This is a genomic window from Streptomyces sp. NPDC059917 (assembly GCF_042730635.1).
In the GTDB taxonomy this organism is placed as follows: domain Bacteria; phylum Actinomycetota; class Actinomycetes; order Streptomycetales; family Streptomycetaceae; genus Streptomyces.
Genome location: NZ_JBHWLC010000006.1, coordinates 52,802 through 74,575, shown reverse-complemented (window position 1 = coordinate 74,575; position 21,774 = coordinate 52,802). Strand labels below are relative to the sequence as shown.

The 21,774-nt window shown below is 65.9% G+C and carries 18 protein-coding genes and 3 pseudogenes; 15 read left to right on the top strand and 6 right to left on the bottom strand.

What is annotated here, in order from left to right; translation table 11 throughout:
- Positions 1 to 12: 12 nt before the first annotated feature.
- Positions 13 to 801 (bottom strand): DeoR/GlpR family DNA-binding transcription regulator, encoded by a 789-nt coding sequence (locus ACFWAR_RS05560; RefSeq protein ID WP_385773546.1) that lies wholly within the window; start codon positions 799 to 801, stop codon positions 13 to 15.
- Between the two features lie 187 nt (positions 802 to 988).
- Here ACFWAR_RS05560 and ACFWAR_RS05555 point away from each other — a divergent pair, with 187 nt between their 5' ends.
- The 12 genes and pseudogenes from ACFWAR_RS05555 (at position 989) to ACFWAR_RS05500 (ending at position 16,391) form a co-directional block, all read left to right on the top strand.
- Complete coding sequence (locus tag ACFWAR_RS05555; RefSeq protein ID WP_385773359.1) at positions 989 to 1,891, top strand: SIS domain-containing protein; 903 nt, start codon at positions 989 to 991, stop codon at positions 1,889 to 1,891.
- Complete coding sequence (locus tag ACFWAR_RS05550; RefSeq protein ID WP_385773357.1) at positions 1,888 to 2,733, top strand: class II fructose-bisphosphate aldolase; 846 nt, start codon at positions 1,888 to 1,890, stop codon at positions 2,731 to 2,733. The genes ACFWAR_RS05555 and ACFWAR_RS05550 overlap by 4 nt, the downstream gene beginning before the upstream one ends.
- Positions 2,734 to 2,824: 91 nt before the next feature.
- Positions 2,825 to 4,015, top strand: a complete 1,191-nt coding sequence (locus ACFWAR_RS05545) for an acyl-CoA dehydrogenase family protein (RefSeq protein WP_385773355.1) — start codon at positions 2,825 to 2,827, stop codon at positions 4,013 to 4,015.
- 1,009 nt (positions 4,016 to 5,024) lie between these two features.
- Complete coding sequence (locus tag ACFWAR_RS05540) at positions 5,025 to 6,017, top strand: AAA family ATPase (protein WP_385773353.1); 993 nt, start codon at positions 5,025 to 5,027, stop codon at positions 6,015 to 6,017.
- A gap of 302 nt (positions 6,018 to 6,319) precedes the next feature.
- A pseudogene (locus tag ACFWAR_RS05535) lies at positions 6,320 to 6,778 on the top strand (TniQ family protein); the annotation flags it as partial.
- 864 nt (positions 6,779 to 7,642) lie between these two features.
- Positions 7,643 to 8,215, top strand: coding sequence for a hypothetical protein (locus ACFWAR_RS05530; protein ID WP_385773554.1), 573 nt, complete (start codon positions 7,643 to 7,645; stop codon positions 8,213 to 8,215).
- Positions 8,216 to 8,826: 611 nt separating this feature from the next.
- Positions 8,827 to 10,018, top strand: a pseudogene (locus tag ACFWAR_RS05525) (IS110 family transposase).
- A gap of 1,189 nt (positions 10,019 to 11,207) precedes the next feature.
- On the top strand, positions 11,208 to 12,425 hold the full coding sequence (locus ACFWAR_RS05520) for an ABC-three component system protein (protein WP_385773351.1): 1,218 nt from the start codon (positions 11,208 to 11,210) through the stop codon (positions 12,423 to 12,425).
- Positions 12,422 to 12,898, top strand: coding sequence for a three component ABC system middle component (locus ACFWAR_RS05515; RefSeq protein WP_385773349.1), 477 nt, complete (start codon positions 12,422 to 12,424; stop codon positions 12,896 to 12,898). The genes ACFWAR_RS05520 and ACFWAR_RS05515 overlap by 4 nt, the downstream gene beginning before the upstream one ends.
- Entirely contained in the window at positions 12,895 to 14,838 is a 1,944-nt protein-coding gene (locus ACFWAR_RS05510; protein WP_385773347.1) for a DUF3732 domain-containing protein, read from the top strand. The genes ACFWAR_RS05515 and ACFWAR_RS05510 overlap by 4 nt, the downstream gene beginning before the upstream one ends.
- 156 nt (positions 14,839 to 14,994) lie before the next feature.
- Positions 14,995 to 15,282, top strand: coding sequence for a transposase family protein (locus ACFWAR_RS05505; protein ID WP_385773544.1), 288 nt, complete (start codon positions 14,995 to 14,997; stop codon positions 15,280 to 15,282).
- A 410-nt stretch (positions 15,283 to 15,692) separates the two neighbouring features.
- Positions 15,693 to 16,391 (top strand): alpha/beta hydrolase, encoded by a 699-nt coding sequence (locus ACFWAR_RS05500; protein ID WP_385773345.1) that lies wholly within the window; start codon positions 15,693 to 15,695, stop codon positions 16,389 to 16,391.
- Here the strand turns inward: ACFWAR_RS05500 and ACFWAR_RS05495 are convergent.
- The 5 genes from ACFWAR_RS05495 to ACFWAR_RS05475 all read right to left on the bottom strand — a co-directional run bounded on the left by ACFWAR_RS05495 (position 16,375) and on the right by ACFWAR_RS05475 (position 20,517).
- Positions 16,375 to 17,247, bottom strand: coding sequence for an IS5 family transposase (locus ACFWAR_RS05495; protein WP_385773542.1), 873 nt, complete (start codon positions 17,245 to 17,247; stop codon positions 16,375 to 16,377). The two genes, ACFWAR_RS05500 and ACFWAR_RS05495, sit on opposite strands and share 17 nt — an antisense overlap.
- A 728-nt stretch (positions 17,248 to 17,975) precedes the next feature.
- Entirely contained in the window at positions 17,976 to 18,857 is an 882-nt protein-coding gene (locus ACFWAR_RS05490) for a glycosyltransferase family 2 protein (protein WP_385773343.1), read from the bottom strand.
- Positions 18,858 to 18,944: 87 nt separating this feature from the next.
- Positions 18,945 to 19,166 (bottom strand): hypothetical protein, encoded by a 222-nt coding sequence (locus ACFWAR_RS05485; protein ID WP_385773341.1) that lies wholly within the window; start codon positions 19,164 to 19,166, stop codon positions 18,945 to 18,947.
- A gap of 215 nt (positions 19,167 to 19,381) precedes the next feature.
- Positions 19,382 to 20,230 (bottom strand): nucleotidyltransferase domain-containing protein, encoded by an 849-nt coding sequence (locus tag ACFWAR_RS05480; RefSeq protein ID WP_385773339.1) that lies wholly within the window; start codon positions 20,228 to 20,230, stop codon positions 19,382 to 19,384.
- A gap of 35 nt (positions 20,231 to 20,265) precedes the next feature.
- Positions 20,266 to 20,517, bottom strand: a complete 252-nt coding sequence (locus tag ACFWAR_RS05475; RefSeq protein ID WP_385773337.1) for a PqqD family protein — start codon at positions 20,515 to 20,517, stop codon at positions 20,266 to 20,268.
- A gap of 259 nt (positions 20,518 to 20,776) precedes the next feature.
- Between ACFWAR_RS05475 and ACFWAR_RS05470 the strand changes: the two are divergent.
- The 3 genes and pseudogenes from ACFWAR_RS05470 to ACFWAR_RS05460 form a co-directional block, all read left to right on the top strand.
- Positions 20,777 to 20,998: pseudogene (locus tag ACFWAR_RS05470) on the top strand (transposase); the annotation flags it as partial.
- Between the two features lie 112 nt (positions 20,999 to 21,110).
- On the top strand, positions 21,111 to 21,320 hold the full coding sequence (locus ACFWAR_RS05465; protein ID WP_385773540.1) for a transposase: 210 nt from the start codon (positions 21,111 to 21,113) through the stop codon (positions 21,318 to 21,320).
- 304 nt (positions 21,321 to 21,624) lie between these two features.
- A complete protein-coding gene (locus ACFWAR_RS05460) occupies positions 21,625 to 21,747 on the top strand; it encodes a hypothetical protein (protein WP_385773335.1) in 123 nt (40 codons plus the stop codon).
- Positions 21,748 to 21,774 lie beyond the last annotated feature (27 nt).

Below are 21,774 nucleotides of genomic sequence, written 5' to 3'. Positions count from 1 at the left end.
CGCCACCCGCCCTCACACCCGGATGACCTCCACCCCCGCGTCCTCGAAGGCCAGGGCGCCGGGGTCGGAGAGGCCCGTGTCCGTCACCAGGACGTGCACCGACGAGGCCGGGCAGATGCGGGCGAAGGCGCGGACGCCCAGTTTGCTGGAGTCCGCCGCGATCACCACGCGGCGGGAGCGGTCGCACAGCAGGCGGTTGACCGCGGCCTCGTCCTCATGGCGGGTGGCGGCCCCGTCCAGCGGGTCGAAGCCGTCCACGCCCAGGACCGCCGTGTCCACGGTGAGTTGGCCGAGGACTCCCTGGGCCAGGGGGCCGGTCAGCTCGTAGGACTGCGGCCGCGCCACGCCCCCGGTGAGCACCGTCTTGAACTGCGGCCGGATCACCAGCTCGCCCGCGATGTTGAGGGCGTTCGTCACCACGGTCAGCGCGGGCGCCCCGCCCGTCCCCGCGCTCAGGTCCGCCCGGCCCGCGAGGGCGCGTGCGACCTCGGTGGTCGTCGTGCCGCCCGTCAGGCCGACCACCTCGCCCGGGGCGATCAGCGCGGCCACCGCCTCGCTGATCCGGCGCTTCTCCGCCGCGCGCCGCGTGGTGCGGTAGCGCAGGGGGAGTTCGTAGGACACGCCGTGCAGCACCGCCCCGCCGCGCGTGCGCACCAGCAACTGCTGCTGGGCCAGCTCGTCGAAGTCGCGCCGGATGGTGGCGGCGGAGACGCCGAGGGCCTCGGCGGCCGGCTCGACCTCCAGGCGGCCGCGTTCCACCAGTAGATCCAGCAACGTTTGCCAGCGCACCTCCCGGGACATGGACCCCACGGCGGCGTACCCCCTTGTGTGCGTTCGTGTTCGTTCGTTCGTGTTCACGTCTGTGCGTTCGGGCTATCCGTCGACATTAACTCAGGCCACCACCCTGCCGATGCTTGAAGTTGCGCGAAACCACCGGCTATCTTGCAGAAAAATGCATCACACGCACTCCATTGCACAGGGAGCCGACATGAGCCATGTCGCGTACGAGCTGACGACGCAACCCGACTGCTGGGAACGGGCCGCCGAGATGGCCCCGGCGCAGCGGGCGGTCCTCCCGCAACCGGGGGAGCGCACCGCGATCGTCGGGTGCGGGACCTCGTACTACATGGCGCAGGCCGCGGCCGCGCTGCGCGAGGAGTCGGGCGCGGGGGAGACCGACGCCTTCCCCGCCTCGGAGTTCCCGCGCCATCGGCGCTACGACCGGGTCGTGGCCCTGACCCGCTCCGGCACCACCACCGAGGTCCTGGACCTGCTCGCGCAGCTGCGCGACGCGGGGATCGCCACCACCGCCGTCATCGGCGACCCCGACACGCCGGTGATGACCCTCGCCGACGACCTGGTCGTCCTGGACTTCGCCGACGAGCGCTCGGTCGTGCAGACCCGCTTCGCGACCACGGCGCTCACCCTGCTGCGCGCCCACGTCGGCCTGCACAGCCCGTCGGTGGTGGCCGACGCGCGCGCCGCGCTCGCCGAACCGCTGCCCGAACAGCTCGCGGGCCGGGGCCAGTTCACCTTCCTGGGGCGGGGCTGGAGCGTCGGGCTCGCCCACGAGGCCGCCCTCAAGATGCGCGAGGCCGCGCTCTCCTGGTCCGAGTCCTACCCGGCGATGGAGTACCGGCACGGCCCGATCAGCATCAGCGGTCCCGGCACCGTCACCTGGGCCCTGGACGAGGCCCCGGACGGCCTGGCCGACCAGGTCCGCGACACCGGGGCGCAGTGGGTGGAGGCCCGGCACGACCCGCTGGCCGAGCTGGTACGGGTGCACCGCCTCGCGATCGCGGTGGCCGCGCACCAGGAGCTGGACCCCGACCGGCCGCGCAACCTCACCCGCTCGGTGATCCTCAGCAGCGAAGAGGAGGCCGTCCGATGAGCCTCGTACAGGCGGGCGACCTCGTCCGGGAGGCGGCCGCCACCGGTCGGGCCGTGGCCGCCTTCAACATCATCACCCTCGAACACGCCGAGGCCGTCGTCGCCGGGGCCGAGCGCGCCGCCGCGCCGGTCATCATCCAGCTCAGCGAGAACGCGGTCCGCTTCCGGGACGGCCGGTTGCTGCCCATCGCCCGGGCCGCTGTGGCCTGCGCCGAGGCCGCCGGGGTGCCGATCGGCCTGCACCTGGACCACGTCAAGAGCGTGGACCTGCTGCGGCAGGCGGTCGACGCCGGATTCGGTTCGGTCATGTACGACGCCGCGCACCTGCCCTACGGGGAGAACCTGGAGGCCACCCGCTCGGCCGCCGACTGGGCGCACGCCAACGGCCTCTGGATCGAGGCCGAGTTGGGCGAGGTCGGCGGGAAGAACGGCGCCGCCCCGCTGGACCCGCACGCTCCGGGCGCGCGGACGGACCCGGACGAGGCCCGGCGCTTCGTCGCGGACTCGGGCGTGGACGCGCTCGCCGTGGCGATCGGCAGCAGCCACGCGATGACCTCGCGGACCGCCTCCCTGGACCACGCGCTGCTCGCCCGGCTGGCCAAGACGGTCGAGGTGCCGCTGGTCCTGCACGGCTCCTCCGGGCTGCCGGACGCGGAACTCGCGGCGGCGGTACTGGGCGGGATCCGCAAGGTCAACATCGGCACCGCCCTGAACGTGGCGATGACCGAGGCCATCCGCGCCCACCTGACCAAGGCCGACCCACGCCCGTACCTGACGGCGGCCCGCACGGCGATGACGGCCACCACGACGGCCATGATCACGGCGCTGGACGCCTCCCGCTGACCGCACGGCGCAGGCCCCTTCCGGATTCTTGGAACACGTTCTACTCTACGCCCGCCAGCGACGGACGGACCGTGAGACTCCCGGAGGGGCCGTGCACCTCGAATACACGCCTGAGCAGCAGCAGTTGCGCACCGAGCTGCGCGCCTACTTCGCAGAGCTGGTCCCGGAGGACGTCTACGGGCGCTACCAGGACGCCGCCGCGCAGAAGCGCTTCTACCGCGAGACGATCCGCCGGCTCGGCGCCGACGGCTGGCTCGGCGTCGGCTGGCCGAAGGAGTACGGCGGGCGCGGGATGTCGCCCATGGACCAGTTCATCTTCTTCGACGAGGCCGCGCAGGCCGTGGTCCCGCTGCCGCTGATGGCCCTCAACACCGTGGGGCCGACCATCATGCAGTTCGGCACGGACGAGCAGAAGGCCTACTTCCTCCCCAAGATCCTCGCCGGGGAGATCGACTTCGCCATCGGCTACAGCGAACCGGACGCGGGCACCGACCTCGCGGCCCTCAAGTGCAAGGCCGTCCGCGAGGGCGACGAGGAGAGCGGCACCTACGTCGTCAACGGGCAGAAGATCTGGACGACCAACGGCGACACCGCCGACTGGGTCTGGCTCGCCGTGCGCACCGACCCGGACGCCCCGGCCCACAAGGGCATCACCATGCTCCTGGTCCCCACCGCCGACCCGGGGTACTCCTGCACCCTCATCAACACCCTCGCCTCGCACGACACCACCGCGAGCTACTACGAGAACATCCGGGTCCCCGCGAACCGCCGGGTCGGCCAGGAGAACAAGGGCTGGCGCCTGATCACGAACCAGCTCAACCACGAGCGCGTCACCCTCGCCGCGCACGGCACCATGGCCATCCGCGCCCTGCACGACGTACAGCGCTGGGCCGCCGACACCAAGCTCGCCGACGGCCGCCGGGTCATCGACCTCGGCTGGGTGCGGGGCCGCCTCGCCCGGACGCACGCCCGGCTCGACGCCATGAAGCTGCTCAACTGGCAGATGGTCAACGCGGTCCAGAGCGGCACCCTCACCCCGCAGGACGCCTCCGCAGTCAAGGTCTACGGCTCCGAGGCGCGCCGGGACGCGTACGCCTGGCTGATGGAGATCGTCGGCGCGGCGGGCGCCCTCAAGGACGGCTCGACGGGCGCGGTCCTGCACGGCGAACTGGAACGCGGCTACCGCAGCGCGGTCATCTTCACCTTCGGCGGCGGCAACAACGAGATCCAGCGCGAGATCATCTCCTGGATCGGCCTGGGCATGCCCCGCGTCCGCCGCTGACCCCCGTGTGACAAGGATTTTTAGTTGGCACTTAAGATTTCTAGTTGGCACCAAGATCAACCTCCTGTCAGAGGTGGCGGTGCATCACTGTCCTGTCGCGGTGGGCCTGTCGGACTCTCACTGCGTTGTGCGCTGAGTGGCAGCGTTTGACCCGTACGTGGGGTTTGATCGCAGTTCCCTGGTCCGGTTAACGCGGCACCTGTCACGGTCGTTTTGGCAGGTACGCGGAGCCGGAGGCGGCGATGGATCTGGGTCTGGTCGGTGTCGAGTGGGCTGACAGTGAGGGCGGCGGACTGCGACAGTCCTGCTGGAGCCGGTATCCCGGGTTCGCTTCGAGTCGGTGTTTGCGGTGCGGCGGTTCACGTCCTACCTGGGCAGCGGCGCCTCACGGGCTGGTATTGGGCGGCAACGACGGGCTCGCTGTGGGGTTCGAGTCGCAACTGGAGCAGGACCGGGCCGCGCTCCTCGATCACGACCGGAGGGTGGTCGGGCTGGCACCGCAGCCGTTCCGGGTGACCATGGCAAGGGGAGAAGCATCGGGTCTTGCTCCGGACTCTTCGCACGGCTGGAGGGCTGCTTGGGTCTGGTCGTCAATATCGGGCAGAGGTGGTCGGAGGACGAGGTGAAGTTCTCGGTGACCGACGCGACGTGTCAGAGGATGTACTGCTGGTGCATGAGCCCGATCCGGCGGAGATGGTCAATGTCCGCTGGCTAGCGACATCTACGCAGCCGGGCTGGCGACATCGCGAAGCGGCCCACGGACGCGTTTGATAGCCCTCAGCCCTGGAGGGTGCCGAGGTAGCAAGAACCCAGTGTCCATCCTGTCTATGCCCGACCAACTGCTCTGGTGCGGTGACCTGTGCTTTGACCTGTCGGAGCCGCTGGGAGACGGTCCTGTGATGGCCGTGGCGGTGAGTCATGGGCCTGGCAGTGAGAGCGGAGGGCCGGTGGAGATCCCAGCCGCCCCGTTCGGCTTTTTCAACCATCCCCAAGATGAAGGTAATCAGCTGTGGCGACTCTGCCTGGCGCTCATGACGACAGGAACAATCCGCTTACCACCAAGGACGGTTGGCGAGAGTTCGTCGATGATGCCCCGTTCTACCCGTCCATGCTCTCGCTGCGAGCCTTCAAGGCTCTGACTGAGGAGAAGCGGCTCGCTTACAACGAGCCCCGGCTGGACTACCACTCCCGGCTCGTGATCGTGGACACCCCGACAGCCCACGACGTGTTCACCACCGGACAGAGCCTGGTTGTCTTGAACCGGCACCGGCTCTCCGGCCGTCGTGGGCTGATCGTCACCGGCAAAGCGGGGACCGGGAAGACGACTGCTATTGCGCAACTCGGCCGTAACTATGAACGCCTGGTCCGCGAGCGACTGGGCCGGGCCGCCGCGAGGCGGCTGCCTGTTGTCTACGTCAGATTGCCGCCCCGTGCTACCCCGAAGATGCTATTCATCGAGTTTGCCCGGTTCCTCGGCCTCAGGTTCGTCAGGGAGGAGCCCCAGACCTCCATCACCAATGCCGTCTGTGACCTGCTGATCAAAATGCGCGTCGAACTCGCTCTCATCGACGATGTCCACAACCTCAACCTCGCGACCCAGGTCGGGGTCGGAGCCTCTGACGAGCTCATGTACCTGTCTGAGCGGATCCCCGCTACCTTCGTTCTAGCTGGCATCGACGTCGCCTCGGGCAGCTTGTTCAGCGGTGCCCGAGGCCAGCAGCCTCACTTCCGGTACACCGTCACCGGCACGAAACCGTGCGCCTATGTCACAACCGCGCAGCGGCAGAACTGGCGGAGCCTGATTGCCTCATTCGAGGACGCGCTGCGACTCCACCGGCACAAGCCCGGGACCCTGGCCGATCTCAACAGCTACCTCCACGAACGCACCGACGGCGTGATCGGCCGCCTCTCCCAACTCGTCCGCGGCGCCGCTCTTGAGGCCATCATCAACGGCAGTGAGGTCATCAACCGCAAGACTCTGGAGATCATCGAGTTCGACTAGACCGCCGTGGGTGTCCGTCGGGAACACCGCCGCACCCGTCCCCGGGGGCAGGATGTTGACCCGGCCTAACCAACTCCGCCATCTGCCCATCGCTCTCAGGCCCATCCAGAACGAGACCACCGGCCCCCTATCTGGGACCCCCTGGCTGTCGCCAACTCAGCTCGCCTGGGCCCTGCCTGCACTCGCCGACTTCGCTAGCCAACACGGTCCTGGCCCGTGGACAGATCGGTTGAAGCACGACTGAAGAGCGCAGTCTCCTCCATGCCAGAAGGTCACGTGAACAGGGAGTGAGTGGTGCGGCCATGCGTTCACTACCGCGCAGCCTCGTTCCTCTGCCCAGTGAGAGCCTGTCGGGCTTCTTGCTTAGGCTGGCTCACCGTCTCGACCAGAGCCCGGGAGAAGTCGCCGTGAGGGTGGGGCTCTGCCGAAAGGCAAACGCGGTATCAGCACGCCACTTGATCATGCTCGATGCTGAATCCCGTGAAAACTTGGCAAGGGCCACCGGCTTGTCTATGGGGGCGGCGGACAGGCTTACATTCCTCCCGTACGTGCACCGCTATCCGCCACTAAAGGATTGCGTAAGCAGGGCGGGTGTTAGTAATTGGACCCCAAGGGGGCCATTTCCGCCTTGGGTGCTAGGGTCGCGAACGCGCTACTGTCCGTATTGCCTGCATGGCGACGGCAGTAAAATTCAAAATGTGCTCGGCGGGGCCTGGGATATCCGGTGGCGATTCGCGGCAGTGTTCGCCTGTCTGCAGCATGAAGTGTTTCTGTCTGATTTCTGTCAGGCGTGTCGCTTACCCGTTCATAGCGGATATCCAGGCCATCCACGTTCCCTAATCGTGGCCCCAAGCGTGCGAGGGCTTCAGCCGATGCAATGTCGTAACAAGGTGATGTGGAGGCGTGGCCAGATTTGCGGAAAGCGCCTTGACATCGGCCCGCTAAGGCTTACTTCGGCTGGCGGGAGGCGCCCGTCGAGTCAGTTGCTTGAACTGCAAGATAAAATTATCCGGTACCTGGACGCTGGAGACCCTGCAATCTCTGCGCGAGAGACTCTCAGTGATCTGCATGTTGCAGCTTCCATCGTTCGCGCGACGTGGCCTGCTGCCGCAACTGTCACGCCTGAACGCGATCCAGCCAGGTTGCTTAATCGTCATATCGAGTGGGAGCAAAACAGGGCGAAGGGGGAGCGTACACCTTCCGAGTCAGGCTATCTCTGGGCGGGGCCTCCCCCAGGCGCGCCAGCCACGGCAGCACTACTCGACATCGCTTCTAGGATGCTGGAATTGCCGACTGCTGCTTTAGGTCAGGCGTTGTCGCTGCTCATGAGTGGAGCGCCTGCACCTTCAAGCCATGGATGGGGCAATTCGTGGAAGCTGGTCCGCCGCGATTGTTCACCAAAGTTTCGCGCGATAATCAAGGAATCAGGCATTAGAGAGCCGCGAGAGAGTGGCGGGTCAACGCGCCACCCGTTGTATCGAGTCTCACTTCTTGCTCCGTCAGCCCGCCGAGCAAAGTATTCACCGGAGGATGTTCCGCAACGGCTTCCAGACGCGTGGATGACTTCCGCCCTAGGTTGCCCACGACGAGCTGCTCTTGCGCACTCCATTCGACGCTCTGCAGCCGTGGTGCTTATCAACGCCGTGACAGGCATGGATATGACTGAATCTGCCAACTATCTTGGCATTCCTTCAATCTGGCATGATGTCAGTACCGGAAAGGGGAAGTTGCTCACCCCTTGGTACTACGCCTATTCGTCGCAAGAACTGCGAGCAATACTTGCCAGTCTGGCATCCTCATTGTCTCAGGCGTCGGGGCGCACAGACTACCGCTCTCGCCGCCTGCGCTACACACAATGGACTCTCGGATTGCCGGATTGGGATCTGATCACCGACCGGGTGCTGACGCGAGAAGCTTCAATTCAGTCTGCCCGAGCATCTCGGATTTCACTGGACGAATCCATGCGCGACATTGCATCCACGTACATCTGGGCACGCCTGACAGGAAGTGAGTGGCGCCTAGCTCCTTCCGTGACCTCACCGGAAACCCAAGGCGAGCGTCTTCTCACCGGGGACCAGCGAGCGATGCTCGGGCTGATCATGCGGCCTACAGGGAGGCGGAGTCGTATCCTCGCGGACACCTTGACCGAGTTCGCAGATTCTTTGGGTGAAGCCGAAGCCACGCGAAGCCTGTTGTGACATCAGCGATTGGGATCGCCATGCGTCTGGAGCCGGCAGCGAACGTTGACGCTGCCTTCCGCAGAACATGCGAACCGTACGACTGGCGAAGAAGCGTGCACGACGGGCGGCGAGCCAACTAGCGGCGCAGCCGCGTCACGTCGAGCCCCCAATGGCTGCATTGCTGGCTGGCGTGGCCACATCGCTGGCGGTAGCAGTGGGCGAACCGGCGCAGAAGGGCCCAGTGGTAGGCGACGTCCCGCACTGAGGTCAGCGCGGGATCCGCGGCCCGCAACTCCGCGTGGACCCGTTCTGGACGGAGCTGACGGAGGTAGGGGGAGACGCCCTCGTAGCGCAGGAAGGCTACCCGGAACCATCCGGCGCGGACCTGTGCCAGGGCGCTGAGGTGTCCTACCTTCTAGGCGGGTTGATCGGGCCATTCGTAGGGTCCTGTCGCCTGGGGGTTCTGGGAGGGGCTACTGAGGTGTCGCCGCTCGTGGCTGAACAGACTTGGCCGCCTGGGACCCCACCGACGACCGGGCCGCTCATTGAGAGGTGCGAGTAGATCGCTGAGTAGGACAACGCCGGCGAGGTCGTCTGCAGAAGATCAGTACGACTGACTCGGGATAAAGATGAATCGCATCTGGGCCGGCATCGATGCCGGCAAGGGCCACCACCACTGCTTCGTCATCGACGCAGAGGGCACCAAGCTGTTATCGAGGCGGGTGGCCAACGACGAGCCCGACCTCCTGCAGCTGATCACCGATGTTCTCGCCCTGGGCGACGAGGTGGTCTGGGCCATCGACCTCGCCGACGGCGGGGCTGCTCTCGTCATCGCGCTCCTGCTCAACCATGACCAGCAGGTGCTCTACATTCCCGGCCGGACCGTGAACCGGGCCACGGCCGGCTACCGCGGCGAGGGCAAGACCGATGCCCGCTTACGCCCACGTCATCGTAGATCAGGCCCGCATGCGCCGCGATCTGCAGCCGATCAGGCCCGGCGACGAAGCCATCATCGAGCTGCGTCTGCTCGCCGGCCGCCGCGCCGACCTGGTCTGTGACGGCACCCGAGCCGTCAACCGCCTCCGTGGTCTCCTGACCGGCATCTTCCCCGCGTTTGAGCGCGCCCTTAACCTGGGCAACCACGGGCCCCTGGTCCTCCTCACCGGCTACCAGACACCAGCGGCCATCCGCCGGCTCGGCGCCAGCCGGCTCGAACAGTGGCTCCGGAACCGGAAGCTCCGCTGGTGCGGAGCTCTGGCCCGCACCGCCATGGAGGCCGCCGAGCGGCAGCACACCAGCGTCGCCGGGGAGAAGACGGTCGCAGCCATGGTGGCCACGCTTGCCCGGGAGGTGATCGCGCTCAACGAGAAGATCAGTGAGATCGACCGGCAGATCGAGGCTTCCTTCCGCGCCCACGAGCAAGCCGCCATCATTGCCAGCATGCCCGGGATCGGTACCCTGCTCGGATCCGAGATACTGGCCGCCATTGGTGGCGACATGGGTCTCTTCGGCAACCCTGATTGCCTGGCGACCTACGCCGGCCTGGCACCGGCTCCCAGGGACTCAGGCAAGGTCAGCGGCAACCGGCACCGGCCGAAGCGATACCACCGACGTCTGCAACGGGCCCTTTTTCTTGCGGCCATGAGCAGCATCACCTGCTGCTCGGAATCCCGTCGGTACTACGACCGCAAACGGGCCGAGGGCAAGAGCCATTCCCAGGCAGTCCTGGCGCTGGCCCGGCGACGGGTCAACGTGCTGTGGGCACTTCTCCGAGATCAGCGGCACTACGAACTCACGCCACCGGCGGCAACCGCCCCATAGGGCTTCTCCTCAATCGCAAACCTGATCGACGAGAGCCGACCTCTCAGACAGGATCCCATCAGCATGGACCGATGACGCTGAGGAGCCCCTGTGATTACGCAAGGAGTACGGGTCACAAGCCGGTGCAGTGTCTGCGGAGGCACCACGACCTGCGATGTCGGACAGTTCTTCGACAACGGCATGCTCTGCTGGGGCACCGAAGGACGATGTGCAGACTGCCTGAACGGGTGGTGCGAGGAAGACAGCGGACCCGTCACACCCGAGAACATTCGACAAGCTCTGCTGCAAGTGCACGGGGCGGCAAGGCTTCGCCTGTCTGGAGAGTTGCTGAGCCTTGCTCCCGCGCTGCAGGCCCTCCGCAAGGCGCGAGAACTGTCCCTGGGTGAAGCACGAGTGCTGGCCACGCAACTTGCCGAGACCGGTCTCATCGGCACGCTCGTCGAGATGGAGATTCTGGCGGTTCACCTTCGGAGACGATCCGTCGCGGTGAGCGTTGAACCAGCGACATAACCCCGTCCGGACAGCACCCGCAACGGCTTGACACTGGCATTGAGAAGTCTCATGGCGAACAGAGGGTCGGGCTGTTACCCCCCAGGACGGTTGGTGTGGCGTCGGGAGGGGTGCTCGCGGCCGAGGAGGGGGCCTGCCGGGGAGCGGTTCTACGAGCTGGCGCACCCTCGGGTATGCGCCAAGCCGTGCCCGGCAGGCTGCAGGAGGTCGTTGGACGTTCACTGGAGGAAGCAGCACCAGCTGGAACCCCAGGTGGTGGTGAGATCGATGGACGAGCGAATGGCACGGCGTACTACCTCTCCATGGCACGCCTCCTCGAGCGCACCAGCTGAACATCGAGAGCCTATTCAACCCGCGGCCCCGATGAACGCTAAGGAGGCTGTCCGCAGATGCCGTCGCGCTACGGGCGGCTCGCAAGCCGCAACCGAAGGGCGGTGTGACCGTCGGAGTTGAACCGTCCTCCCCGCAGTGACGCAGTCCCCACTCGCTGGCCCTGTCTCTTTGGAGGCTGCGGCGCATCCCAAAGAGTGCCGTGTCCCTTATCGGCACTCAAGCCTCGCCGGTGGCCTGCTGCGTGCATCGTTTCTTTGTACGGAACCTTCGAGCTCGCCGCCTGCCCTTATGCGCGTCGGCAACCTCATGAAATGATCGCCGGACCGGTCTGGGTTTGGGAGGTGTGATGGCAGACGGGGGTGAGCAGTACGAAGCATCGGCGTCGGCCCTGGGCTACCTCTTCCAGTTCGCCAAGGCCCTCCACATGTGTATGGAACAGTGGATGAGCGCCGGCCCGGACTGGAGTATTGCCGTCGAGGCTGCTGATGACATCGAGCAGCACGTGGGCTCCATGACTGATCTCCTTCAGCTCAAGCAGCGCGCCGAGGGTGTGCATCTGACCAACACCTCCAAGGACCTCTGGAAGACCCTGAGGATCTGGGCGGAGGCGGCTGCGGCGGGACGCGTTGACCTGGACGAGACGAATCTGTACCTGCTCACCACGGCAGATCTCCCCAGGGGCAGCGTCGGCTCTTTTCTCCAGCACCGGGACACCGGGGACCGCGATGAAGAGCAAGCCCTGACACTGCTTGGCGCTGCGGCCGCGGCCTCGAAGACCACGAGCAAGGACCTGCTGAAATCGTTCGCCGCGCTGACGAGCCTGCCGAAGCCTCTGCAGAAATCACTGCTCGCACGGATCCAGGTCATCGGCGGTACCCAGGACATCGCTGATGTCCGCGCCACCATGCTTCGCATCGCCGCGGTGGCCGCTGGCCACACCGCCGCCAAGTCCTTCCTGAACCGGTTGGAGGGCTGGTTCTACGACCGTGTGATCGAACAGATGCGCACCCCGGGCGGCAGCCCGGTCACAGGCGTCGAGTTCGACGAGGTCTTCACGGGCCTGCAACGGCAGTTCCAGTACGACAACCTGCCGATCGACCGCGACATCACCGTCATGTCTGGGGACGTCAGCGACCAGGCCGACAAGGTCTTCGTCCAGCAGCTGGGCATCATCGGAGTCGGCTCCACCCGGATCGGCTACGCAGTGCGGGACTACGTCCGCGCCTTCGCGCAGCGCTCCCGCTGGCTGAACGAGAACCTGCTGCGCGCCGGTGAGATCGGTGAGTACGAGCGGCGACTGGTGGAGGAGTGGGAGGCCCGCTTCGCGGAGATGGAGGAGGAGCTTGGCTCTGAGGCCACCGAGGAGCAGAAGAAGGCCGAGGCCCGGCTGATCTACGGGTGGGTCGACAAGGAGGCCCGCTTCCAGATCCGCAGTGGATGTGACGAAGTGTTCGTCACCAAGGGCTCGTTCCACATGCTTGCTGACGAGCGCAGAGTTGGATGGCACCCGGACTTCGCCGCCCGGCTGATGCAGCTCCTTGAGCCCGCCGAGGCTCACGGATGAACCTGAGCCGCGAAGAGCGCGCCCTGTACAACCCGGCCTTCACCGCACTGCTGTGCACCCGCGCCGTCCAAGGCCATGAGCAGCAGTACGGCGCCCCCTGCCCCCTGCCCGTAGCCGTCGTCGCCGCGATCATGGCCCTGCAACCCGCCATCAGGGCCGCACTTCCCAGCACGACAAAGCCCGGCCTGATGAAGTGGCTCGATGCACACGAGGACGTACGCATCCTCATGACCCGCAACGCCGCTTCGCTGTCCGCTGTGGTGCGCCCCGGCGTCCTATTCGCCCTCCAGACCGGCGTGCTCCAGGCCACGAACGAGGGGCTCACCCTGGCAGTCGGCCCCGCCACCGCCGCGGTCAAGGCAGCCACCGAACAGACCCTCGCGACCCAGAAGGCAGCCCTGCTTCTCGGGCGTTGGCTGCCCAGCACGGGCAGCCTCAGCACCGTCCTGACCCTCCTCGGAGTCAAACCGTGACGTTCCAGATCCAAGCGGTCACCATCTACGGCAAACAGCCCGGACAGATGCGCACCGTCCCCTTCAAAACAGGGGCCCTCAACATCGTCACAGGCGACTCCCGGCGCGGGAAGAGCGCGCTGCTGACGATCATCGACTACTGCCTCGCCAGCTCCGACTACCCAGTCAAAGCAGGCAAGGTACGCGACTACGTCAGTACCTATGCCGTCACCCTCACCAAGCCCGGCCAGCAGCTCTTCGTCGCACGCCGCGCCCCTGAGGACAAAGCCGTCAGCACCGTGATGTGTGTCCTCACCCAGGCCCCAGGTACCCCGCCTCCAGCCCTTGAGGACCTTCGCTTCACCACGCCCGGGGACGTTGCCAAGGATCTCCTCAGCAGCTTCTGCGGCATCGACAGCACCGTCCGGGTCCCGGCCGTCGGCAAGAACGCGCTCATAGCACCCTCGATCCGCCACGCCCTGTTCTTCTGCTTCCAAGCCCAGAACGAAGTCGCCAACCCGGACGTTCTCTTCCACTCACAAGGCGAAGACTGGCGGCCGAACACCATCCGAGGAGTCCTTCCCTACTTCCTCGGAGCGGTCGACCGCGAGCAGGCCCTCCTCCAGAACAAGCTTCGAAACCTGCGCCGCGACCTGGCCGACAACGAAGCCGTGATCGCCGTCTCCGCGGACCTCACCCCCGCCAGCGGCCAGGCCCAAGCACTGCTGAGCGAAGCAGTCGAAGTCGGCCTCCTGCCCCCACAGACCGGCGAACTGACCGCAGATCTCATCCTCCGGCACCTCCGCAACGCCATGGTGCACGGCGAACTGCGGCCCAACCTGCCAGACACCGACCCCCTTGCCGCCCTCAACACGCGCCGGACCGAGCTGCGCCGGCTCTTCTCGCAGAGCCGCGCACAGATCGCGGACCTGAAGATGGCCCTGGCCGAGAACAACGAGTTCAACGACCAGGCCATCGAGCAGCGCGCCCGCCTCACCTCCCTCGGCCTCCTCAACCGAGACGAAGACGCCTCCGGCCACAACCGCTGCCCGGTCTGCGACAGCACCGTCCCCTCTGCCAACGACACCATCGCTGGCCTCACACGGGACCTTGCCCACCTCGACAGCGATCTGCAGGCCATCGGAAGCGACACCCCCGCCATCCGGCGGCTGCTCGTCCACCACGAAAGCCGGCTACAAGAACTGCGCTCCGAGCTCGCCCGCAACCAGGACCAGATCCAAGAACTCACCACGGCGATGCGCACCATCCAGCAAGAGCCCGACGACCTGCGCCGATCCGCCATCGTCCAAGGACGCATCAGCCTCTACCTCGACACGGCCGCCCAGCACACAGCCGCGCCACGAGTCCTGGACCGCCGTGAGGAACTGCGTGAGCAGATCGCCCAGCTGGAGGGGCAGCTCAGCGGAAGCACTCAAGACGAGCGCCTCACCAGCTTCCTGTCCTTGATCAACCAGGAGATCAAAGAGAAGGCTCAAGCCCTCGACCTCGACTTCGCCGACTCGCCCATCCGCCTGGACACCATCCGGCTCACGGTGGTCGCCGACACCCTCGACGGCCCGGTCCAGCTCAAGAACATGGGCAGCGCCGAAAACCACCTGGGCTACCACGTCTCCACCCTCCTGAGCCTCCACGAGTGGTTCACCAGACACCAGAGCCCCGTACCCCGCGTACTGCTTCTCGACCAGCCCTCGCAGGTCTACTTCCCCGCAGAGGCGACAGGGGAGGAAGACCTCCAGACCAACGACCGCACGCATCTGCTGAACATCTTCGAGACCCTTCACCGGACCCTGCAGCAGCTCGACGGAAGAATGCAGATCATCGTCATGGAGCACGCCGACCTGGACGATCCCGCCTTCAGCCAGCACGTCGTCGAGCGCTGGCGCTACGGCAACGACTCAGCGCTCGTGCCCTCCTCGTGGATGGACCCAGCGGAATCCTGAACAGGAATAGCCAGACGCGGCGCTTGCTGAGGACACCCTGCTTGTCACGGTCGCCAGCAAGCAGCCGACAGAGTACGGCCACGTTCAACTTCGACAGGTAACTGCACAAGACGGCGAGCGCCGGGGGATAACACCGCCGCCCGACACGACCACGTCCTGGCCCACCTGCGCGCCGCCGGCCTCGGGGCGCTGGCGGACCTCGGCTTCCGCGGCCTGGACAACGGCGTACTCGACCCCGTGATCGTCACCGGCTTCCACACCAGTCGCACTCACAAACTCACCCCCGGCGAGAAGACCGCCAACCGCGTTCTCGCCCTCGTCGAACACGGCTTCGCTCATCTCGAGAACTGGCGGATCCTCACCAAGCTCCGCCCTGACCCCGCCCGCGCCACCCACTTCCTGCGCGCCCTGCTCGTCCTGACGAACCTCGAAGTCAACCGCTGAGACAACGTCCAGCCCTGTCATGTACCCAGCCTGCGTGTAATGGGAGGTTGGAGGACCTGCGCCACTCGGGCGGCAAGCCCTCCAACTGCTGCAGAGAGGATCGATCACGACCTCGGACCACGACATGCTGTGGAGTCGCTGCGCGCACTTGGGTCGCGTCCTGCTGCCACTGCTGGACCAGGAGCTATGGCGTCAGGATCGCCGCCGAGAGCGGCTGCTCTCTTGGGGCATTGACGTGGCGGTTGGGGAACGACCCATGGAGGTCTTCGCGTCCTTGGCCGCTCACGCTGTCGCGATGGACACTTCCTCGTGGCTTTAGGCCGTGTATCGAAAGTGGATCAAGGTGATGGGGTGGCCGTGCTTCGGGGCTAGGCTCACCGGTCTGGTGTCGATCTGAGGAGACGGACCAGTTGGCTGCTGTGGTGCTCGTTCACGGCCTGTATCACCTTCCCGAGCACTTTGCGGTGTTGGCGGAACGGTTGCGGACCGACGGAACCGAGGTTGCTGTGCCCGAGCTCCACCGCGGATCGTTGGCTGCTGACACTGCCGCCGTCCAGGGCGTCATCGATGCGTTGCCCGAGCCCCCGGTCGTCCTCGGCCATTCCTACGGAGGATCGGTGATCACAGGGGTCCGCGGAGCGTCACACCTGGTCTACCTGGCAGCGTTCGTGCTCGACGCCGACGAGAGCGCGGCCAGTCTGGGCGGTGCGTCCCAACAGCTCAAGGACGCCATCGTCGCCGAGCCGGACGGCTCGACCACCCTGCACCCCGGGCTGGCCATCGGCACCCTCTACGGCGACTGCCCTGGCCCCCTCGCCGCGCGGGCGGTCGGCCTGCTGCGTTCGCAAGCCCCGGGCTGCGGACGAGGAGTCCCCCAGCACCACAGCTGGAAGGAAACGCCCTCCACCTACGTCGTGTGCGCTCAGGACCGGGCCATCGACCCCGGTCTCCAGCGAACCATGGCCTCGCGCTGCACCGACATGCGCGAATGGCAGACAGGCCACTCCCCGTTTGTGGGGCAGCCTGACCTCATCGTGGAACTCCTTCGAGGACTGCTCCCCACCCGCATCGCGCCACGGCCAGACCAGGAAGTCACAACCACTCGTTGATCGCTGCAATCAAAACCGTCGCTTCGTATCGGACCGCGAGCTTGTCGTACCTGGTGGCGACGGCACGGTGCCTCTTGAGACGGTTGATCCCGCACTCGACCGCGTGGCGCTCTCGGTAGTCGACCGGGTCGAAGCGCGGTGGCCGGCCACCCTGGGAGCCGAGCTTCTGACGGTTGCGTGCCTGGTCGGCCTTGTTGGGAATGGTGCAGGGGATCCCGCGGCGGCGCAGGTAGGCGCGGTTCTTGCGGGAGGCGTACGCCTTGTCAGCCCGCACCCGATCAGGGCGGACACGCGGCCGGCCCGGTCCGATGCGGGGCACGCGGACCTTTGCCAGCACGGGTTCGAACTGCGGCGAGCCCCCGCGCTGTCCTGCCGTGACCACGATCGACATGGGCTTTTGGCCCTGCTCGACGGCCAGGTGGAGCTTGGTGGTGAACCCGCCACGCGACCTTCCCAGTCCGTGATCAGGGGGTTCGGTGAAGATGCCGCCAGGTGGTTCCTTCTGCAGGTTGCCTTGCTTGCGCGCCCCGCCTGCGTGCTGATGCGCGCGGCAGACCGTGGAGTCGACACTCAGCTCCCACGTGATCGCACCCCTCGCATCGGCCAGTGACTGGAGTCGGGTGAGGAGCCGGTGCCAGGTGCTGTTGCGCTGCCACCGGCGAAACAGGTCGTAGACCCGGTTCCACGGTCCGTACTCGACCGGCACGTCTCGCCATGGAACACCGGTCCGGACCCGGAACCGTATGCCGTCGATCAGCTGACGCCGAGGCCAGGCGGGCGGTCGCCCTGCCTTGGCCTTCGGCAACAACGGCTCCAGCAACGCCCACTGCTCATCCGTGAGATCTCCCCGCCCCATGACCACGATCATTCATCGCGCAAGATCCATTTTCGATACACGACCTAACGGTGCACTTGGCCCCACCAACCCGGCCCTTGGACCGAAGAGTCCGTTCGATTTCGGCTTGGCGTCGCTCCATACGCGGCTGTTGGCCCTGGTGAGCGGTGGAGCCGCCTCGAGCCGGAACCACGTGAGCCCGTTTTGGGTGGAGCCGACGGAAGCCGGAGCACTGAGGCCGCCGCAGAGTGTTGAAGCCATCCTTGTCCGCTTCAGAGTTCGAGACCCTGTCCCTCAGCGCCGTGGCCGACGCGGCGACCGGCAAGTAAGACTTCGAACTACTTGCTGGCCTCCCAGATACCTTCGCCGACGACCGCGACGACGTTGCAGTTAAGGTTTTCCGCTTGTACGCCTGTAAGGGCGGTCAGACCAGTCTCCAGCTCTTTCGTCTGGGCACGGAAGTGCGTCATATGCTGGCCGTCCCCACCGCCCGCGGGCCGGTGCCGTCCACCCGCGTGCGGAGACATCTTCGGCCGGACGGACGAGGCCCACCTGCCGCTGTGAGCACCGGGTCTGATTGCCGCCGAAAACATAGCTTGACGGATAATCTAGTACGTAGACTGGCGCCGACACCATCGTGAGCATCCAGAGAACCGGTCATACCAGCCCTTCGAACTGCGGTTTCAACTTGGTGGAGGCTCAAGCCGTTACGCCGGTTGACAGGCCTGACTCGCGCTACAGGAAGACGCTCAGATGATGGGGGGCCTGCCGGCCTTCGTGAGGCGCAACACCGTGCGCCAGCTCATAGGGCGACGCTGCTGGCGGCGTCGGCCGGCCCATCCCTCGCGTAGACCTTTGAGTGATTCGCGGCCACCGCCGCTCCGGGAGCGCAGGGCGGTGACGGCGATCCAGAGGCCAAGATAAAGGGGGATCAATGGGCGGGGCAGGTTTCGGTATGCGACCCACACTCGATTCCTGGCTGCCAAGTGGTAGAAGCGAGCGTGGCGAGCGGGACTGGTGATCGGATGATGCATTCGGATACCAGCGGCATACCATCCGTTGCATCCAAGTGACCAGAGTTTCCATGCCAGGTCAATGCCTTCGTGGTACAGGAAGAATTCACCGGCCCAGCCTCCCACTGCATCAAATTCCTTCCGGCGCACCATGACAACACCTTCCGTCATGGTCGTGATGGTCCCTGGCTTCGCCGGTTCGGATGCGCGAAGGCGCGGCACCCAGCGGCGGGGTGTCGTTTCGTCGTCTGGGCCGGTCAGGCGGGGCTGGATGTAGGCAGCTTCCGGGTGTGCACGGGCCTCGGCGACGAGCCCGATCAGGACGTCGTCGGTGGGGAAGATCGCGTCGTTGTCGAGGAAGAAAATGAACTCTGCGGGCGGTCCTGGCTCTTTGAAGAGCTTGGCTCCAACGTTTCGGCCCTCGGGGATACCGAGATTTTCTGGAAGGCTGATCTGCAGTGCCCCCTGGGGAACGATGTCCGGGATGCAGCCGTTCCCGACAACGCCGATGGTGAGGTCTACACCCTTTTGAGCCATGAGGGAATCGAGGGCTTTGGATTCTTCCTCGGGGCGGTCGTTCATGGTGAGGATGACGACGTCCACGCTGGGCTTGCGCATGGCGTTCCTTCGTGCTGGGGGGGGGGCAGCGAGGTGGGTTGTATGGGCTGGGGTCTTGTGCGTTGAGGTGCTCAACGATGAGGGCGGTCAGGGTTTTGGCGAGTTCGGGTGGGCGATCCCGGAGAGGGAGCGGTTGTCGACGATGGGCCGCTGCCGGTGGGAGGCCATGTGCCGCATGGCATTGTCGAGGTGCTGCGTGAAATCGCCGAAGCATTCCGGGCTGTGGCCGAGGCTTCCGTCTGACATGCAGGCCGGTTCCGTGCAACCGCCGGCCCGCCTCCAGGCGATGCGGTCGGCGTGCTCTGCCATGACCTATCGTCAGCGGTGCGGTGGCCCCGTACAGCGTGGGTGGAAGGAGCACGTATGCGGGTGCGACGCGGCGACGGAGACGGCGTAGGCGAAGGCCCTCTGTAGGTTGACCTGTGAGGGAACTCCCGGCCCTGCTCGACTGGAGGCCGAACACCTCGCGATTGACGCAGCGACGGGCCCCGCTTCCCTCCTCGGGTCCGCTCCAGTCACACCTCTTAGCGTCGCGTCAAGGCCGCGTCTTCCGTGCGGACCAGCTGAGACTGGGCCCAACGTGCGACGCGCACTGCGCATTCGCGGTCTGACTCGTCGGGTCGCTTACCGTCCAGCACCACCGACCTGTACTCGTCCACTGTGATGCCGCACTGCGGCGTCTGTTCCAGTCGGCGAAGGATCCACTTCCGCGCTCGGCAGAGGTCGCCGGCGAGCAAGAGACTCTGGTCTACGACCTGCTCGGCGGCTAGGAGGGCGGCCATCCTGGCGCCGAGGATGTCGCCCGCCTCGAGCTGGCCGGCCACGTCTGTGAGCCTGCTCTCGATCCGTGCCTTGAGATAGCGCGCGAGCGCCCGGTTGTAGGATGAGTTCGCGATCAGCTGCTTCATGTTTTCGATGAAGGCCGGGTTCTTGAGCGGGGTCGCGATGGAGATCCGATAGATGAGGTCCTCGATCCACAAACCGGGATTTCCGAATTCCGGCTCGGTGTCGCCCAGGAACGGCTTGAGTACCTTGGGGAGGGTGTCGGTCGGCCAGACCTGGAGGTCGACGAGGGATTCCTCGTATTGACCCATCCAGTTGACCCAGCGGATTCCGCTGGTGGCGTCCTCCCCGGGCCAGGTCTCCATCGTCTCGTCCACCGGAAGGTCGAGCTCGCGGTCGGAGAAGACAAAGAGGTCGATGTCGCTGTAGCTGTTGCCCCAGCCCGCAGCGATCGAGCCTGTCATGCACACCGCGTCTGCTTCGGCGAGGCTAGGGAAGCGCTGGAGGACCGCGTCGAACGCCAGATTGGGCGGATTCGGGGTGGAGGGCTGGGTGACGATGACTTCGATTGTCGGGTTGAACATGTTCATCCGTCCTGGATTGTTGCGCCTGTTGACCGGAGCCACTAGCGGAGATACTCGACGAGTCTGAGATCGAGCAGTTTCTCGCAAAGGGCGAGGACGGGTGCCCGAACTTCTTCTTCCGAGAGGCCGGACGACGCCGCCAAATCCTCGTGTATCTGCGTGACAGTGCGGGTTCCGTCAATCAGGCGCCATACAGCACGCGCATCGCTGTCCAGCACATAGCGTCCGATGAAAGTTTCGAGGAGCAGGCCCCCCTCCGAATGCTCGGACATGTCGGCGACCTGGTCGGACACTCGGGTTGTGACGTCCATCCGACGGACAAGAACTGCTAACTCGACGGGGCTCATGACGTTGCCTCTCGTGCTAGTGCAATGTGGTGAACGCCCCCTGAGTGCGAGCCTCACCACGCGGCGAAACGGCAGATCGGTCGCGACAATATCATTTGGGTGATCGCAGCGACCATGCAGGAGTCTCAATGTCACCTTTCATGGCGCCTGGCCCTTTCAAGGTAGTTGTTTGTAGTTTGAGCTTGTCTCGCATGGTTTGAGGCTGATGCGGCATGATGCCGTGTCATGGGTGTTAGGTTGTCGCAGCGGTTGTGTCCCTGACGAACTCTGGTGGCTCGTCGCGTTGTTGCTGCCTTTGCGTGCTTCCCGTCCGCCGGGTGGAGGTACGGCCCTGGTTGATGAGCGGGCGGTGTTCACGGCCATGGTGTACGTGCTGACCAGCGGGTGTACCTGGCGACACCTGCCGAGGACGTTCGGTGTCTCGCCGACGACAGCGCACCCGCCTGTTCTCCGCATGGACCAGGTACGGGTTGTGGCGGGCGGCTGCACTCCCTCAGCGCTCGTAGGCGCCGCCTCCATCCGTCGAAAAGGAGGCATCGCTGACCGGGGGCAATCCGGTCGACTGGGGCAAGCAGGGCAGCAAGTTGCACATCCCGTCCGATGCGCAGGGGTTACCGCTCACGCTCGGTGTCTCCGGCGGGAACGTCCACGACAGCCAGGCGCTGTTGCCGCTGGTCCGCGGCGTACCCGCCATCCGCTCCTGGCGCGGCCCCTGCAGACGCCCGTCCAGGCAGGCTCCGTGCCGGTGAGGCGTACCACTACCCGAAGGGTGAGCGCACTTGGTGTACCGGCTGCACATCTACCACGGCCGCAAGGGCGAGCCCAAGACCTGCGCCTGGCACGAGTACCGCGATCTCATCGTCATCATTCGCCAGCAGCTGAACGCCCCTCGGGTGTGGTGCTGGGCGACCGGAGCGTTCATCTGGCGCAGGAGTTACGGGACTTCACCGTCGAGCACAAGGAGTGACTGCGGGTGTTCCAGATGCCTGCCTATGCTCCCGAGCCCAACACCGCTGGAGGCGTCTGGGCCACTGCTCCAGCGTGGCCAGTCTCGTGGCCACCGACCTGTACGGCCTCATCTGGATCAGCCAGCGCAAGCGCAATAAGGTCCAGTACCGGCCCCGCCTCCGCGATGGCCGCCTTGCCGAGACCGGCCTGATCATCGGACCCTGGTGATCGCATCGACAGGCTCTACGAGTTCAG

Coding starts and splice junctions, on each gene's coding strand:
- ACFWAR_RS05560 (WP_385773546.1), bottom strand. CDS start 801: ATGTCCCGGGAGGTGCGCTGGCAAACGTTGCTGGATCTACTGGTGGAA.
- ACFWAR_RS05555 (WP_385773359.1), top strand. CDS start 989: ATGAGCCATGTCGCGTACGAGCTGACGACGCAACCCGACTGCTGGGAA.
- ACFWAR_RS05550 (WP_385773357.1), top strand. CDS start 1,888: ATGAGCCTCGTACAGGCGGGCGACCTCGTCCGGGAGGCGGCCGCCACC.
- ACFWAR_RS05520 (WP_385773351.1), top strand. CDS start 11,208: ATGGCAGACGGGGGTGAGCAGTACGAAGCATCGGCGTCGGCCCTGGGC.
- ACFWAR_RS05515 (WP_385773349.1), top strand. CDS start 12,422: ATGAACCTGAGCCGCGAAGAGCGCGCCCTGTACAACCCGGCCTTCACC.
- ACFWAR_RS05495 (WP_385773542.1), bottom strand. CDS start 17,247: ATGGGGCGGGGAGATCTCACGGATGAGCAGTGGGCGTTGCTGGAGCCG.
- ACFWAR_RS05490 (WP_385773343.1), bottom strand. CDS start 18,857: ATGCGCAAGCCCAGCGTGGACGTCGTCATCCTCACCATGAACGACCGC.
- ACFWAR_RS05485 (WP_385773341.1), bottom strand. CDS start 19,166: ATGGCAGAGCACGCCGACCGCATCGCCTGGAGGCGGGCCGGCGGTTGC.
- ACFWAR_RS05480 (WP_385773339.1), bottom strand. CDS start 20,230: ATGAACATGTTCAACCCGACAATCGAAGTCATCGTCACCCAGCCCTCC.